Below are 14,602 nucleotides of genomic sequence, written 5' to 3'. Positions count from 1 at the left end.
CCGCAAGGTGCGGGCTTCTTCTGCTGTTAGTCCTTGAGCGGCTAATCCTTCAGCGGCTTGCCGAGCCTGCCAGCCAGGTCCTGGGTGAACTGCCAGGCGACGCGGCCCGAACGGCTGCCGCGCGTCGTCGCCCATTCCAGCGCCTCGGCGCGCAGCGTCTCGGGATCGATGGCGAGATCGTGATGGCGGACATAGCCGTCGATCATGTCGAGATATTCGTCCTGCGAACATTTGTGGAAGCCAAGCCACAGGCCGAAGCGGTCCGACAGCGAAACCTTCTCCTCGACCGCTTCGGACGGATTGATCGCCGTCGAGCGCTCATTGTCGATCATGTCGCGCGGCAACAAATGCCGCCGGTTCGAGGTGGCGTAGAAGATGACGTTGGCCGGGCGGCCCTCGACGCCGCCTTCAAGTGCTGCCTTCAGCGATTTATAGGACGTGTCGTCATGGTCGAATGACAGGTCGTCGCAAAACAGGATGAAGCGGAAGGGCGCTGTCTTCAGCAGGCTCATCAGCTTCGGAAGCGTGTCGATGTCTTCGCGATGGATCTCGATGAGCTTGAGCGGCAGGTCGAGCTTGGTCGAAGCGTTGACCGCGGCGTGCACGGCCTTGACCAGCGACGATTTGCCCATGCCGCGCGCGCCCCACAACAGCACGTTGTTGGCGGCATAGCCGGAGGCGAAGCGCTCGGTATTGTCGACCAATATGTCGCGGACGCGGTCGACCCCGCGGATCAGGCCGATGTCGACGCGGTTGACCTTGAGCACCGGCTCCAGATAGCCGGGATCGGCCTGCCAGACGAAGCAATCGGCGTCGCCGAGGTCGGTTTGCGGCACCGGCGGTGGCGCGAGGCGGGCGATCGCCTCGATCAGACGGTCGAGCTTCTGGCTCAGGATATCGATGGTGCTGTCGGTCATCTCTTGTCTTTTTGTTCGCATTCGGGACGGTGCGGCAGGCCAACCTACCTGATTTCAGCGGTTTCGAAACTCGTCCCAAGCATTTGTTCGGGCATCATCTTTTGCGAAAACCGAGCGTCGCTTTTCGGGATCACCCTCTAACACGGCTCACCAGGCCGGAAAAGCAGCCGATTTGCCCGGCCGCGCAGTTGCATTGGCAACGTTACCGACTATATTCCGGCCAAATTTGGCGGGGCCGTCAAATTCCCAGAACGGTTTGCGGCTGTTTTTAAAATTCAGGAGTACCTCGATGTTCGTGACACCGGCATACGCCCAAGGCATCGGCGGGGACTCGTCCGCAATGTTTATCCAGATCGTGCCGTTTGCTCTGATTTTCGTGATCATGTATTTTCTGATCATCCGGCCGCAGCGTACGCAGCTGAAGAAGCGCGGCGAGATGCTGGCGGCGGTTCGCCGCGGCGACACCGTTGTCACCGGTGGCGGCTTGGTCGGCAAGGTAACCAAGGTGATCGACGATAACGAGCTCGAGATCGACCTTGGCGGCGGTACCAAGGTGACGGCGCTGCGCTCGACGATCGCCGACGTGCGCGTCAAGGGCGAGCCGGTAGCGAACCAGAACGCCAAGAAATAACCGAATTGTCGGCGGAACGATCCGCCAGTACGCCCTGACGGACGACGCCATATGCTTTATTTTTCGCGCTTCAAGATGATCCTGATCTGGCTGGCCGTGGCCGCCACAGTGGTCCTCGCTGCGCCCAACCTTTTTTCCGCCAGCACGCTGGCCAAGTTGCCCGACTGGGTGCCGAAGCGGCAGATGACGCTCGGCCTCGACCTGCAGGGCGGCTCGCATATCCTGCTCAGGATGGATCCGAACGATCTGATCAAGGATCGGCTGGAGACGACGCGCGACGAAATCAGGACGCTGCTGCGCGATGCCAAGATCGGCTATACCGGCCTTTCCGGAACGGGCCGCACGGTGCAGGTCCGCATCACCGATCCCGCACAGATCGACGCTGCCAAGACAGCCTTGAAACCATTGACCAATCCGGTGGCCGCAGGCCTGTTCAGCGGCGGCTCCATCCAGGAGATGACGCTGGATGATTCCGAGCCCGGCCTGCTCAGATTCTCCGTCACCGACGCGGGGATCAAATATCGCACCTCGACGGCGCTGACGCAGGCGATCCAGGTTGTCGAGCGTCGTGTCAACGAACTCGGCACCACCGAGCCGATCGTGCAGCGCCAAGGCGACGACCGTATCCTGGTGCAGGTGCCTGGTCTCCAAGACCCGCAGCGGCTGAAGGAAATTCTTGGCCAGACGGCAAAGCTGACCTTCCAGATGGTCGACCAATCGATGCCGGTGCAGGATGCGCTGAACGGCCGCCCGCCGCCGGGATCCTCGGTGCTGTATTCGCAGGACGATCCGCCGGTTCCGTACCTGATCGAGAACCGCGTCATCGTTTCGGGTGAAAACCTGGTCGATGCCCAGGCGACGTTCAATTCCCAGACCAACGAGCCGGTTGTTTCGTTCCGGTTCGATTCGAAAGGCGCGCAGCGGTTCGGCCAGGCGACGGCACAGAATGTCGGCAAGCTGTTTGCCATCATCCTCGACAATCAGGTGATTTCGGCGCCGCAGATCCGTGAACCGATCCCCGGCGGCACCGGCCAGATATCGGGAAATTTCACCGCCGAGAGCGCCAACGACCTCGCCGTGCTGCTGCGCGCCGGCGCGTTGCCAGCGACGCTGACGGTGATCGAAGAGCGGACGGTGGGGCCGGGACTTGGCCAGGACTCCATCCATGCCGGCAAGGTCGCCGGCATCATCGGGTCGATCCTGGTGGTGGCATTCATGTTCGTCGCCTACGGCTTCCTCGGCTTCCTCGCCAACATCGCGCTGGCGGTGCATGTGGCGATGATCGTCGGGCTGCTGTCGCTGCTTGGAGCGACACTGACCCTACCCGGTATCGCCGGTATCGTGCTGACCATCGGCATGGCGGTCGATTCGAACGTTCTCATCTATGAACGCATCCGCGAGGAGCGACGTGCCGGCCGCTCGGTCATTCAGGCGATCGATACCGGTTTCAGCAAGGCGCTGGCGACCATCGTCGATTCCAACGTGACCTCACTGATCGCGACCGTGGTGCTGTTCTGGCTCGGAACCGGGCCGGTGAAGGGCTTTGCCGTCACCTATGCCATCGGCATCCTGACTACGGTCTTCACCGCCTTCACCTTCACACGCCTGCTCGTGTCGATCTGGCTTCGCCGCGCCCGTCCGAAGGAGTTGCCGCGGGCGCCTGTGACGTTCATTCCACCAGGCACGAAAATTCCGTTCATGGGTATCCGCCGCTGGACGTTCACACTGTCCAGCGTGCTTTCGGTGCTGTCGGTCATCGGCTTCATGACCATCGACATAAATTACGGCATCGATTTCAAGGGCGGCTCACTGATCGAGGTGCAGTCCAAGGCCGGCAATGCCGATCTGGCCGACATCCGCGGCAGGCTGACGGAACTTAATATCGGCGAGGTGCAGGTTCAGCAGTTCGGCGAACCGAACGACGTGCTGATCCGCGTCGGCACGCAGGCGGGCGGCGAGAACGCTGAGCAGACCGTCATCGACAAGGTGCGCGGCGAGCTGCAGGATCAGTATGATTTCCGCCGCGTCGAAGTGGTGGGGCCGACGGTCTCGGGCGAGCTTGCCAAGCAAGGCACCATCGCCATGCTTATCGCGCTGCTCGGCATCCTGATCTATGTCTGGTTCCGCTTCGAATGGCAGTTCGCGGTCGGCGCCATCGTTGCGACCGTGCACGACGTGGTCATGACGATCGGCTTCTTCGTCATCACCGGCCTGGAATTCAACCAGTCGTCGCTGGCGGCGATCCTCACCATCATCGGTTATTCGCTCAACGATACGATCGTCGTCTACGACCGCGTTCGCGAGGATCTGCGAAAATACAAGCGAATGCCACTGCCGCAACTGCTGAACAACGCCATCAACGAGACGCTGTCGAGGACGACGCTGACCTCGGTGACGACGATCCTGGCGCTGCTGGCACTGGTGCTGTTCGGCGGCGAGGTGATCCGCTCGTTCACCATGGCGATGCTGTTCGGCGTCGTGTTCGGCACTTATTCGTCGATCTTTATCGCCGCGCCACTGCTTATCCTGTTCAAGCTGCGACCGCAGGCCACAGCGTCCGATGAGGAAAAGCCAGTGGGCGGCGGCAAAGCCATAGCCACCTGACGGCTTGCCTCAAAAGTGGCCAAGGGCATCGTCATCCGCGAGGCGCATTTCCCGGGCCGCGCACCGATCGAGGCTTACGGCAATGGCGGTTTCCGCTTTGCCGACATGTCGCATCGCGGCTCGCTGCTGTGCCTGCCTTCTGGCATCTATGGCTGGGAGCCGGCCGATCCGTTGGCGCTGACGGCAGCGGATTTCGTCAAGCTGTTCAACGAGGCCGCCAAGGTTGAGATCCTGCTGGTCGGCAGCGGCAAGGATTTGAGGCCATTGCCTGCAGCGCTGCGGGCGGCCCTGAAAGAAGCGGGCATTTCCGCCGATCCGATGTCGACGGGGGCGGCGGTGCGGACCTATAATGTGCTGCTGGCGGAAGATCGCGCCGTGGCCGCAGCGCTCATCGCCGTCGACTGACGTGGCCGAAAACACCAAACTCGTCATGGAGACGGTGCGTGCCGCCGACCATGACCGCTATCTCAGCGTGCTCTATGCGCCCGAGAACAAGCGTGACGCGCTGTTTTCGCTCTATGCCTTCAACGCCGAAATCGCCGGCATACGCGATCGCATCCACGAGGCGCTGCCGGGCGAGGTGCGGCTGCAATGGTGGCGCGACGTCATCGCCGCCGAAGAGCATCGGGCAAAGGTCGGCCATCCCGTGGCGGACGCGCTGAGGACGGCGATTTCCGCCCACCGCCTGCCTAAGGCCGCATTCGACAATATGCTCGAAGCGCGCATCTTCGATCTCTATGACGATCCGATGCCGTCGCGCACCGATCTCGAAGGCTATTGCGGCGAGACTGCCGCAGCCCTCATCCAGCTTGCGGCGATGGTGCTCGATCCGGTCCAAGCACCACGCTTTGCCGAACTTGCCGGCAGGGCAGGTTGTGCGCAGGCGATGACCGGTCTCCTGCTTCTGCTGCCGCTGCATCGCAAGCGGGGACAGTGCTTTGTCCCGGCCGATATTTTGGCTGCGGTGGGATCGTCGCCGCGAGAGTTCGTTACAGGTGACGGCGGGCCGGGCGCGGAACGCGCCGTTGCCGGGATGATCGCGCTGGCACGCGAGCATCTTTCCGCTTTCGAGCAGGGAGCGTCCACCCTGCCGGTTTCGCTACGTCCGGCGTTTCTGCCGCTGGCGCTGACGCGCGCCTATCTCGACAAGATGGACGGCTCCCGCCATTCACCGCTTGATGGCGCGGTGCGGCTTTCGGCCTTGCGCCGGCATTGGCTCTTGTTCCGGCGTGCGACGCAAGGCTGGCCGGCTGTGTGAAGGCTGATTGCTAATGAGGAAATCCGGCCTGCGGCGAGCATCGGCCCGGCTGAGTAGTTTCCATCATGATGGATCACTCGATCCGCCATCGCGCATCAGCGTTTCATAGTCGCGACCGCCATAGAAGATGTTGACGATGCGGACGACATCATCGTCGACAACATAGGCGGGTGATAGCCGAGTGCTCGAACGGCACCGTTCGCAATCCTGGCGCAATGTCGCCGCGCGGCCGGCCACCACGCGGTGCATTGCCGATGTTTTGACATCGATCTTCGATGCGCAGGACGATTTCAATGCAACGTCAGGATTTCCACCAGTCTCAACAATATGCCGGAAAATATCGGGCAAATTATTTTGGGCGTCTTCGCGATATTCGACCTCAAGCCGCCGAATCATCGGCGCGGCTCGAATACTGCGCGACGAATTCCCTAAGACGGGCACGAACTTCTTCGCCTGAAAGGTTTGGCCTTGTGTCCTCGATCGAAGCCTTCACGCGCGCCCGGATCGAGGCCATGCGCTCGGCATGTTCTTCCTCCTCGCGCTGGAAGGCGCGAAGAGCCGCGCGGACGACCTCGCTCGCCGATCCGTAGGAGCCGTCCTCGACCTTTTCGCGGATCATACGCGCCATGGCGGGTGTTACGGTGACGGACAGTTTCTCAGCGGATTCCATGGGATTTGGCTCGCGATACAAAGTTCTCCGCCGCGAAATCCGCAAGAACCGACATCTATTCCGCAGCTTGCGCTGTTGCAGGCAGCCCCAGCCATTCGCGGCAGTCGGCCAGCGCGCGCGATGTCACCGCGTGCCGCTTGGCGACCGTCTTGTCCTTGCCGCGCAGCCGCTTGCCTTCGATCTTTGGCGCCTCCACGGGCGGGAACAGGCCGAAATTGACGTTCATCGGCTGGAAGGATCGCTTTCCCGGCTCGTCGTCGGAGACAATATGGCCACCAGTGATGTGGTTGAGCAGCGCGCCGAAAGCGGTGGTCAAGGGCGGCCGGGACGGCGCATGGCCAAGCCTTTCGGCGGCGGCGAAACGCCCGGCGAGCAGGCCGATGGCGGCACTCTCGACATAGCCCTCACAGCCGGTGATCTGGCCGGCAAAACGCAGGCCGGGCCGCGACTTCAACTGCAGCGAAGCGTCGAGCAGCGTCGGCGAATTGATGTAGGTGTTGCGGTGCAGGCCGCCGAGGCGGGCGAATCCGGCGTTTTCCAGCCCGGGGATGGTGCGGAATATGCGGACCTGCTCGGCGTGCTTCAGCTTGGTCTGGAAGCCGACCATGTTGTAGAGCGTGCCCAGCGCATTGTCCTGGCGAAGCTGAACGACGGCATACGCCTTTACAGACGGATTATGCGCATTGGTCAGTCCCATCGGCTTCATCGGCCCGTAGCGCAATGTCTCGACGCCGCGCTCGGCCATCACCTCGATCGGCAGGCAGCCGTCGAAATAGGGCGTGCCTTCCCATTGCTTGAATTCGGTTTTCTGGCCGTGGACCAGCGCCTGCACGAAGGCAAGGTACTGCTCCTTATCCATCGGGCAGTTGATGTAATCCTTGCCGGTGCCGCCGGGGCCGACCTTGTCGTAGCGCGACTGGAACCAGCAGATGTCCATGTCGATTGTGTCGGAATGGACGATCGGCGCGATGGCGTCGAAGAAGGCGAGCGCGTCGGCGCCGGTTGCTTCCGCGATCGACTGGGCGAGCGACGGCGCTGTCAACGGTCCGGTGGCAACGATCGCCTGGTCCCAATCCGCCGGCGGCAGGCCCGGCACTTCCTCGCGCCGAATGGTGATGAGCGGGTGGGCTTCGAGCTTCTTGGTGACCGCTTCGGAAAATCCGTCGCGGTCGACGGCCAGCGCACCGCCGGCCGGTACCTGGTGCGCATCGCCGGCGCTCATGATCAGCGAACCGGCCAGCCGCATTTCGGCGTGCAGCAGGCCGACGGCATTGGTTTGCGCATCGTCGGAGCGGAAGGAATTGGAACAGACGAGCTCGGCCAGCCCGTCCGTCTTGTGCGCGTCGGTGCCGCGGACGGGACGCATTTCATGCAGGACAACGGGAACGCCGGCTTCGGCCGCCTGCCAGGCGGCTTCGGAGCCGGCAAGTCCGCCGCCGATAACGTGAATGGGGTTCTTGTCCATGAGCGCCGAAATAGTCGCTTGGCGCAAGGATTGCAATTGCCACGCGGGTGAATTGCTGACGGGGGAAGCCGCCCCAAAACAACAACACCCGCCGGGGGAGGAGGTCCGGCGGGTGTCGTTTTGTTGGTCGATCCTCGGGAGGAGGTGAAGATCGACCATATTCGTCATTGCCGGGGAGGAGGTCGGCTTTGACGAAATTCTTTTCGCCATTTGAAGGGCGCGAAACCCTTTTAGAAACAACCTGGAAACAGCGCCCGCCGGGGGAGGAGGTCCGGCGGGCGCCGTTTTTGTGGTCAACCCTCGGGAGGAGGTGAAGGCTGACCGTATCCGTCAGGGTCGGGGAGGAGGTCGACCCTGGCGAAATTCTTGTGGTTAGATCGCCTTGCGAGCGATCATCTTGATTTCGTCGCGGACGATGCCGAGATCGTTGAGCTGCCGGTTCGACAGGCGACCCAGCTCGGTAACCGTCTCGCGGTAGACGCGCCAGTTACGATAGTTGCGGATCAGGTTCATTGTCGTTCTCTTTTCAAAACTGGTTCGGACCATTTGCGGCCCGAAGGATTAGACCGACTTGCGGGCGACGTAGTGAATGTCGCTGCGGCTGATGCCGAGATCGGTCAGTTCACGGGTGCTCAGGCGGCTCAGCTCGGACACGGTGTCCCTATAGCGGCGCCAGTTGCGATAGTTGCGGATCAGGTTCATGGTAGTCTCGTTTCGTCTTTCTTTCGGATCATTCCGTCTTTCTGTGCACCGTGAAAATAGGTGGGGTCATATCGATTTAAAAGCGCTATTGGTGCATGGCAGCAATGCAAATTGTGCAATGCAACATTAACGCGCGTCCGGTTTTCCGCCCAGATCGGAAAAATGCCGTTAGGTCAAACGCTTGGCCGGACAAGCTAAAAGGACCAAGCAAAGGGGGAGGGGCATGGCGAGCTATTCGTCACGGGTCAGGTCGGATATCGCGCGATGGCAACAGGCCGGCCTGATCGACGCGTCGACAGCCGATGCGCTGACGCGCGACGTCGAGGCAAACGAACGCAAATCGCTGAGTTTCGGCTCGATCCTGGCGATGATGGCGGCGCTGCTGTTCGGCGCCGCTATCCTGATCTTCATCGCCGCCAACTGGGAAGTCATACCGCGGTTGGTGCGGGTCGCGGCACTTTTTGCCGTTATCCTTGCCGGCTATGTCGGCGGGGCGGTGCTGAAGATGCGCGACCATGCGGCGATCGGCGAGGCGCTGTGGATCGTCGCGGCAGCAGCGTTCGGCGGATCGATCGCGCTGATCGGCCAGATGTATCATTTGTCGGGCGACGAGGCCTCGGCCTTGATCACCTGGGGCGCCGGCACGGCGCTGGCGGCGGTGGCGCTGCGCTCAAACCCGCTGACCGTCGCTGCCGTCGGCATCGCCGATGCCTGGCTGTTCCTGAGAGGGTTCGACTACTTCCGGCGCACGGAATTTCCGCATCTCTTCGTGGTCATGGCGCTAATTCTGTTCGCCGTTTCGTTCTGGACGCGCAGCCAGGCGGCGCGCCACCTGATCATCCTGTCGGTGCTTTTCTACCTCGTGCTGTTGGCCATGGAATACGACACGCTGCAAGTCGCCATCCCGCTCGTTGCCGCGTCGGTGCTGCTTTTTACCGCTGCGATCTTTGCTGCCGGGCCGGTCGAGAGGGTTTTGCAACTCGGCGGCAGGTTACCCTTGCACGCGCTGATCGGCTTTCTCACCGGCCTGGCGATGAGACAATTCGAACTGGCGGATGAAAGCAGCTACAATAGCGGCTTCGCCATTGCCTCGGCTGTTGCGCTGGCCGGCATCGTCGCGGCGATCGTGCTCGGCGGCCGCGAGAGCCGGGGACTGCGCTGGGTTGCCTATGCGGGCTTCGCCTTCGAACTCGCCATCATCTATGTGGTGATGCTGCAATCAATGCTCGACACGGCAGGTTTCTTCCTTGCGGCGGCGGTGCTTCTCGCCGTTCTTGCTTTCATTATCATCCGCATAGAAAAGCGCATGAACGCCTCGAACATGACAGGAGCGGCGGCATGATGACAGGCAAAAGACTGATCATCTCGGCGCTGGTCCTGGCGCTCGTCCAGATCGGCTTTCTGAGCTGGATCATCGCCGGACGCGCGGCGATCCTGCGCGATGGCAAGCAGGTCCTGCTCAGGGTCGAGCCGATCGATCCGCGCGATCTCTTGCGCGGTGACTACATTCTGCTCGGGTACGATATTTCGCGCATACCGGTGAAACTGATCGGCAACATTCCGGCCGGCAAGCTTTCCAGCGAGGAAACGTCGATCGTGGTCAGGCTGAAGCAGGGCGCCGATGGCTATTGGGGGCCGACCGCGGCTTGGTTCGGGCAAGCGCCGGCGCCGGCAGCATCCGGCGAAGCCGATATCGTCGGACACGTCTCCGAGGGCTGGGATATCAGCCAGGGAGCAACGACGATCGCGCCGGAGTACGGCATCGAGCGCTTCTATCTGCCGGAAGGCGAGGGGATAGCGATCCAGAACGACATGCGGGTGCGGCCGTTCGGCATCCGCGTGGCGATCGCCGCCAACGGCACGGCGCAGATCAAGGCGCTGGTGGACGGCGACAAGACACTGTTCGAGGAACCGCTTTATTAGATCGCGCTACTGCCTTGCCAATGACCCTCCTTCGCCAGGGCTTCGGAGGAGCTTCGAGTGGCCTGCCACCCGAAGCTCGAAGAGCGAAGGGATGGTGCGGATGAAGGGACTCGAACCCCCACGCCTTTCGGCACTGGAACCTAAATCCAGGGCGTCTACCAATTCCGCCACATCCGCATTGCCCGGCCAATCCCATGTAGCCATCATTCTGTCAATGTCAGAGCTCACATCGGTATCCTTGGCCGGAATGCAAAGATGGTTGAAAATCAGCGTCGCCTGTGACAAAAGGCGTGTCGAATGTGACGGGACGCGACGATCCGCTTCTGCAGAATGTGATAAGAAGTAGGAAAAACAAAGACTTATTCACATTTTGGAGCGTATTTCTGGAGGATTTGTGCCGCCTTGAGCGGACAGATCGCCAAGTCCCGCACCAAAAGCCATTCCCGGCAAGATCATACCGGCAGGCTGTAAGCGGCAGGGGCCGTTTGACGGCCTCATTGGTGGAAACAAAGGTTTTATGATGCAGGTCACCGAAACGCTCAACTCCGGTCTCAAGCGCGAGATCAAGATCACCGTGCCGGCTGATGACATGGAAGCCAAGCTGATGGCGCGGCTCTCCGATGCCAGGAACAAGGTCCGCATCAACGGCTTCCGCCCCGGCAAGGTGCCGGTGCAGCATCTGCGCAAAGTCTACGGCAAGTCGTTCATGGCCGAAGTGGTCAACGAGATCCTCAACGATTCGACCCGTTCGATCATCACTGGGCGCGGCGAAAAGGCTGCCATGCAGCCCGAAGTGATCATGACCGAGGACGAGAAGGAAGCCGAGAAGATCCTGGCAGGCGGTGCCGACTTCGAGTTCCGCCTGAACTATGAGGTCATTCCGCCGATCGAGATCAAGGATTTCTCCGACATCAAGGTGACGCGCCAGGTGTTCGACGTGCCGGATGAAGAGATCGACGAGCAGGTCAAGCGTGTCGCTGAATCCGCCCGCACTTACGAGCCGAAGACCGGCAAGGCCGCCGAGGGCGACCGCGTGACCATCGATTACGTCGGCAAGATCGACGGCGAAGCCTTCAACGGCGGCGCCGGCACCGATCAGCCGCTGGTGCTCGGCTCGAAGGAATTCATCCCCGGCTTCGAGGACCAGCTGGTCGGCAGCAAGGCCGGCGACGAGAAGCAGGTCACGGTTACCTTCCCGGAAAACTACCAGGCGGGGCATCTGGCCGGCAAGGAAGCCACTTTCGACGTGACGGTCAAGGAAGTGTCGAAGCCCGGCGCACTCGAGATCAACGACGAGATGGCCAAAAATCTCGGCCTTGAATCGCTGGAGCGCCTGCGCGAGGTGGTGCGCGGTCAGATCGAGAACCAGTTCGGCTCGATAACGCGCCAGAAGGTCAAGCGGCAGTTGCTCGACCAGCTTGACGCCGCCTACTCGTTCGAGGCGCCGTCCAAGCTCGTCGAGGCCGAGTTCAACAACATCTGGAACCAGGTCAATCGCGATCTCGAAGCTGCCGGGCGCACCTTTGCCGACGAAGAGACGACGGAAGAAGAAGCGCGTGCTGAATATATGCGGCTTGCCGAGCGCCGCGTGCGTCTCGGCCTGGTTCTCGCCGAAATCGGCGAGAAGGCCGGCCTCACGGTGACGGACGAGGAATTGCAGCGCGGCCTGTTCGAGCAGGTGCGCCGCTATCCGGCAAACCAGCAGCAGGAAGCCTTCGAATTCTATCGCAACAATCCCGAAGCGCTGAACACGTTGCGCGCGCCGATGTTCGAAGAGAAGGTGGTCGACCATCTGCTCGGCCAGATTTCGGTCACCGATGTCAAGGTCAGCAAGGAAGAGCTGCTGGCCGACGACGAGGATACGGAGACAACCAAGGCCAAGCCGGCGAAGAAGGCGGCTGCGAAAAAAGCGGACGCAAAGAAGGCCGACGACGACGCCGAAGAGCCGAAGAAAAAGGCCGCGCCGAAGAAGAAGGCCGCCAAGGACGCTGAATAACGTTCCTGGTGAATTCCGAAAGGCCGCCTTCTCGAGGCGGCCTTTTTCGTTGTGGCGCAGACGCAACGGATTTCACGTATCTGGCGGTCGAGGTAGCGATACGAAGCTTTGATGATTATCTGCGCTGGGTTGCGAAATCGCAGCGGTTGTTGGAGGCATCGTTGAGACAGTTCTTCGGTATCGGAAGCGTGGCGGCGGCGTTCCTGCTTGCGTCGGTCTTCGGCATTGCCCAGGCTGATACGGTTCTCGACAACTGGCGGTTCGACAAGAGCAGCGATGGCCTTGTCACCGCCTCGCTTTACGCGACCAACAAGCTCATCACCGGCGGCGGCGCATTGAGCTACAGCCCGGTGTTGACGATCGCCTGCCGGACCGTCGGCGAACCGCGTTGGAGCGAATGGCTGCAGCTGAGCGACACCGTTTCCGCCAGCCGAACCATCGCCATGTCGGTGACTGTCGACCAATCCGCCAAGCTCAACGAAAGCTGGTCGGTCGGGCCGCACAGCAGGATGCTGGTCCGCGACGGTGCCGATGGCATCAGGCGACTAATTTCCGCGGACCGGTTGCTGCTGTCCTGGCGGTTCGGGCTACTGTCGGGGCGCGGCAAAGCCGAGTTTGACCTCGCCGGAGTTGAAGAGGCGGTCGGCCGGATCGCCACCACCTGCAACACCAAATTGCCTTGAGCGGATTGTCCGCATTAATCCATTGCATGATCGAACTCTACCTGCCGGCCGGGTTCCGTGGTATGTAGGTGCCGCAACTCCAGGCAGTGGATATCCGTTCTGCCATTCAAGAGCGCATGCCAGCGGACTAAAGGTGGGCCTGCGCAGGTCAGCCAGGGCAAATTGGCGATCAGGGAGGAAAATGCCATGCGTGCCATTGTGTTTTTTATCGTAATGTCCGTCGCCACCGTCATTGCCGGCCCCTCGCGGGCACAGGATGCGGCGGCGGGTGAGAAGGTCTTCGCCAAATGCAAGGTCTGCCACGTCGCAGACAAGGACCAGAACAAGGTCGGTCCGTCGTTGAACGGCGTCATCGGCCGAACGGCCGGCACGCATCCAGGGTTCAGCTATTCCAAGGCCATGACCGAGGCCGGCAAGTCGGGCGTCAAATGGGACGAAGCCACGCTGACGACCTACCTTCGCGATCCCAAGGCGATGGTCAAAGGAACGAAGATGGCGTTTCCCGGCCTCAAGAAAGACGAGGACATCGCCAATGTCATCGCCTACCTGAAGCAATTCTCCAAATAGCGCGGCTCTTCCGCCGGATCTTTGTATCGCAAACAGGTCGAGGCATAGCCTCGGCCGCAATCTGCCGGCAGTGTCGGTGGGGAGGGCGGCTCGTTGCAAAAAAGACATTGGCCGGCTAGGCTGCCGTTCCCATCGGTGGTCGTCTGAATGTCGACTGAAGAAAGCCGTCTCAAGGATACCGGCATCCGCCTCTCGGAGGCGACGGCGGGTGATTTCATTGCGCTCTTGAAACCACGGGTCATGGCACTTGCCGTGTTTACTGCCTTCGTCGGCCTGATGATGGCGCCCGGCGTGATGAATCCAGTTATCGCCGTAATCGCCATCGGCGCAATCGCGGTTGGAGCGGGAGCCGCCGGCGCGCTCAATATGTGGTACGACGCAGACATAGACGCCTTGATGTCTCGCACGTCCAAGCGACCAATTCCGTCCGGTCGCGTCACGCCTGGCGAAGCTCTCGGCTTCGGTCTGGTGCTTTCCGCACTGTCGGTCATGACGCTCGACGTGTTGGTTGGGTGGCTCGCCGCATCGTTGTTGGCGTTCACCATCTTTTTCTATGTCGTTATCTACACAATGTGGCTGAAGCGCTCGACGCCACAGAATATCGTCATAGGCGGCGCGGCAGGCGCCCTTCCTCCGGTAATCGGGTGGGCGGCCGCAACAGGCGCAATCGGCATTGAAAGTCTCATTCTGTTTCTGATTATTTTCCTCTGGACGCCGCCTCATTTCTGGGCGCTGGCCCTTTTCAAGGTCGGCGACTATGCCGCGGCGGGCGTCCCGATGATGCCGAATGTGGCCGGCCAGCACTCGACCAGAAAACAGATCTTCGCCTATTCGTTGCTCTTGGCGCCAATCGGCGTGCTCCCTTGGGGCTTCGGCTTCGCGAGCGGATATTACGGCACTGCTTCAGCCGCGTTGGGTGCAGGTTTCATTTGGCAGGCCTGGAAGGTTCTCGTCGCCGACAAGGAGATGAAGCCGGCAAAGGCGCTGTTTGCGTATTCGATTGTCTATCTTTTCGCAATATTTGCGGCGTTGCTTGCCGACACCATTGTAATGCGAGTGATCGCTTCAGCCGGCTATTGACGCCGGCTCAAAAAATCACGTTGGCAGAGCACAAAATCCCAGCAACAGCAGAATAACGACGCCAAGGCCGAGTATGAGAACTGTCCTTCCGTCCATGACCTTCACC

The 14,602-nt window shown here is 61.2% G+C and carries 16 protein-coding genes and 1 tRNA gene; 10 read left to right on the top strand and 7 right to left on the bottom strand.

All coding sequences use genetic code 11. From position 1 onward, the window contains the following. Positions 1-41 precede the first annotated feature (41 nt). Positions 42-917 (bottom strand): ATP-binding protein, encoded by an 876-nt coding sequence (locus NKH17_RS25550; protein ID WP_352479783.1) that lies wholly within the window; start codon positions 915-917, stop codon positions 42-44. A gap of 289 nt (positions 918-1,206) precedes the next feature. Here NKH17_RS25550 and yajC point away from each other — a divergent pair, with 289 nt between their 5' ends. Genes yajC through NKH17_RS25530 form a run of 4 tightly spaced genes read left to right on the top strand, consistent with a single transcriptional unit; the run spans position 1,207 to position 5,410 of the window. Beyond that, positions 1,207-1,548, top strand: coding sequence for a preprotein translocase subunit YajC (gene yajC / locus NKH17_RS25545; RefSeq protein WP_352451381.1), 342 nt, complete (start codon positions 1,207-1,209; stop codon positions 1,546-1,548). Between the two features lie 51 nt (positions 1,549-1,599). Further along, positions 1,600-4,152 carry a protein translocase subunit SecDF gene (gene secDF, locus NKH17_RS25540; RefSeq protein WP_352972617.1) on the top strand — a complete coding sequence of 851 codons (2,553 nt, stop codon included), beginning with the start codon at positions 1,600-1,602 and terminating at the stop codon, positions 4,150-4,152. A 15-nt stretch (positions 4,153-4,167) separates the two neighbouring features. Next, positions 4,168-4,557 (top strand): Mth938-like domain-containing protein, encoded by a 390-nt coding sequence (locus NKH17_RS25535; RefSeq protein ID WP_352899263.1) that lies wholly within the window; start codon positions 4,168-4,170, stop codon positions 4,555-4,557. A gap of 25 nt (positions 4,558-4,582) precedes the next feature. Continuing rightward, on the top strand, positions 4,583-5,410 hold the full coding sequence (locus tag NKH17_RS25530; RefSeq protein WP_502910628.1) for a phytoene/squalene synthase family protein: 828 nt from the start codon (positions 4,583-4,585) through the stop codon (positions 5,408-5,410). A 63-nt stretch (positions 5,411-5,473) separates the two neighbouring features. Here the strand turns inward: NKH17_RS25530 and NKH17_RS25525 are convergent, their stop codons facing one another. The 5 genes from NKH17_RS25525 to NKH17_RS25505 form a co-directional block, all read right to left on the bottom strand. Further along, positions 5,474-5,806: a type II toxin-antitoxin system RelE/ParE family toxin gene (locus NKH17_RS25525; RefSeq protein WP_352972614.1), complete on the bottom strand. Its 333-nt coding sequence runs from the start codon at positions 5,804-5,806 to the stop codon at positions 5,474-5,476. After that, positions 5,790-6,080 carry a type II toxin-antitoxin system ParD family antitoxin gene (locus NKH17_RS25520; protein WP_352646702.1) on the bottom strand — a complete coding sequence of 97 codons (291 nt, stop codon included), beginning with the start codon at positions 6,078-6,080 and terminating at the stop codon, positions 5,790-5,792. The genes NKH17_RS25525 and NKH17_RS25520 overlap by 17 nt, the downstream gene beginning before the upstream one ends. A gap of 55 nt (positions 6,081-6,135) precedes the next feature. Beyond that, positions 6,136-7,545 carry a methylenetetrahydrofolate--tRNA-(uracil(54)-C(5))-methyltransferase (FADH(2)-oxidizing) TrmFO gene (gene trmFO / locus NKH17_RS25515; RefSeq protein ID WP_352899257.1) on the bottom strand — a complete coding sequence of 470 codons (1,410 nt, stop codon included), beginning with the start codon at positions 7,543-7,545 and terminating at the stop codon, positions 6,136-6,138. A gap of 372 nt (positions 7,546-7,917) precedes the next feature. Continuing rightward, on the bottom strand, positions 7,918-8,058 hold the full coding sequence (locus NKH17_RS25510) for a DUF1127 domain-containing protein (protein ID WP_254818334.1): 141 nt from the start codon (positions 8,056-8,058) through the stop codon (positions 7,918-7,920). Between the two features lie 48 nt (positions 8,059-8,106). Beyond that, a complete protein-coding gene (locus NKH17_RS25505; protein ID WP_254818335.1) occupies positions 8,107-8,247 on the bottom strand; it encodes a DUF1127 domain-containing protein in 141 nt (46 codons plus the stop codon). 223 nt (positions 8,248-8,470) lie between these two features. Between NKH17_RS25505 and NKH17_RS25500 the strand changes: the two genes are divergently transcribed. Further along, complete coding sequence (locus NKH17_RS25500; protein ID WP_352899254.1) at positions 8,471-9,589, top strand: DUF2157 domain-containing protein; 1,119 nt, start codon at positions 8,471-8,473, stop codon at positions 9,587-9,589. Then, a complete protein-coding gene (locus NKH17_RS25495; protein WP_352646697.1) occupies positions 9,586-10,170 on the top strand; it encodes a GDYXXLXY domain-containing protein in 585 nt (194 codons plus the stop codon). The genes NKH17_RS25500 and NKH17_RS25495 overlap by 4 nt, the downstream gene beginning before the upstream one ends. Positions 10,171-10,262: 92 nt before the next feature. Here NKH17_RS25495 and NKH17_RS25490 read toward each other — a convergent pair. Beyond that, a tRNA-Leu gene (locus NKH17_RS25490) sits at positions 10,263-10,347 on the bottom strand. A 343-nt stretch (positions 10,348-10,690) separates the two neighbouring features. On the opposite strand from NKH17_RS25490, the gene tig reads away from it, so the two are divergent. From tig to NKH17_RS25470, 4 genes are all read left to right on the top strand, one after another. After that, positions 10,691-12,166, top strand: coding sequence for a trigger factor (tig, locus tag NKH17_RS25485; protein WP_352899289.1), 1,476 nt, complete (start codon positions 10,691-10,693; stop codon positions 12,164-12,166). 161 nt (positions 12,167-12,327) lie between these two features. After that, positions 12,328-12,849, top strand: coding sequence for a hypothetical protein (locus NKH17_RS25480; protein ID WP_352899252.1), 522 nt, complete (start codon positions 12,328-12,330; stop codon positions 12,847-12,849). Positions 12,850-13,062: 213 nt separating this feature from the next. Beyond that, entirely contained in the window at positions 13,063-13,416 is a 354-nt protein-coding gene (locus NKH17_RS25475; RefSeq protein WP_502904012.1) for a c-type cytochrome, read from the top strand. A gap of 147 nt (positions 13,417-13,563) precedes the next feature. Then, positions 13,564-14,496 carry a heme o synthase gene (locus NKH17_RS25470; RefSeq protein ID WP_352899249.1) on the top strand — a complete coding sequence of 311 codons (933 nt, stop codon included), beginning with the start codon at positions 13,564-13,566 and terminating at the stop codon, positions 14,494-14,496. Positions 14,497-14,602 lie beyond the last annotated feature (106 nt).

The sequence above is a fragment of the Mesorhizobium sp. M1334 genome (assembly GCF_040317995.1).
In the GTDB taxonomy this organism is placed as follows: domain Bacteria; phylum Pseudomonadota; class Alphaproteobacteria; order Rhizobiales; family Rhizobiaceae; genus Mesorhizobium.
The sequence above is the reverse complement of the archived record's forward strand: the minus strand, read 5'-3'. Positions and strand labels throughout refer to the sequence as shown.

Bases quoted from the DNA above. Each gene is read 5' to 3' on its own strand.
- NKH17_RS25530 (WP_502910628.1), top strand. From the start codon at position 4,583: ATGGAGACGGTGCGTGCCGCCGACCATGACCGCTATCTCAGCGTGCTC.
- NKH17_RS25475 (WP_502904012.1), top strand. From the start codon at position 13,063: ATGTCCGTCGCCACCGTCATTGCCGGCCCCTCGCGGGCACAGGATGCG.
- NKH17_RS25550 (WP_352479783.1), bottom strand. From the start codon at position 917: ATGACCGACAGCACCATCGATATCCTGAGCCAGAAGCTCGACCGTCTG.
- secDF (WP_352972617.1), top strand. From the start codon at position 1,600: ATGCTTTATTTTTCGCGCTTCAAGATGATCCTGATCTGGCTGGCCGTG.
- trmFO (WP_352899257.1), bottom strand. From the start codon at position 7,545: ATGGACAAGAACCCCATTCACGTTATCGGCGGCGGACTTGCCGGCTCC.
- NKH17_RS25505 (WP_254818335.1), bottom strand. From the start codon at position 8,247: ATGAACCTGATCCGCAACTATCGCAACTGGCGCCGCTATAGGGACACC.
- NKH17_RS25510 (WP_254818334.1), bottom strand. From the start codon at position 8,058: ATGAACCTGATCCGCAACTATCGTAACTGGCGCGTCTACCGCGAGACG.
- NKH17_RS25525 (WP_352972614.1), bottom strand. From the start codon at position 5,806: ATGATTCGGCGGCTTGAGGTCGAATATCGCGAAGACGCCCAAAATAAT.
- yajC (WP_352451381.1), top strand. From the start codon at position 1,207: ATGTTCGTGACACCGGCATACGCCCAAGGCATCGGCGGGGACTCGTCC.
- tig (WP_352899289.1), top strand. From the start codon at position 10,691: ATGCAGGTCACCGAAACGCTCAACTCCGGTCTCAAGCGCGAGATCAAG.
- NKH17_RS25500 (WP_352899254.1), top strand. From the start codon at position 8,471: ATGGCGAGCTATTCGTCACGGGTCAGGTCGGATATCGCGCGATGGCAA.
- NKH17_RS25495 (WP_352646697.1), top strand. From the start codon at position 9,586: ATGATGACAGGCAAAAGACTGATCATCTCGGCGCTGGTCCTGGCGCTC.
- NKH17_RS25470 (WP_352899249.1), top strand. From the start codon at position 13,564: ATGTCGACTGAAGAAAGCCGTCTCAAGGATACCGGCATCCGCCTCTCG.
- NKH17_RS25520 (WP_352646702.1), bottom strand. From the start codon at position 6,080: ATGGAATCCGCTGAGAAACTGTCCGTCACCGTAACACCCGCCATGGCG.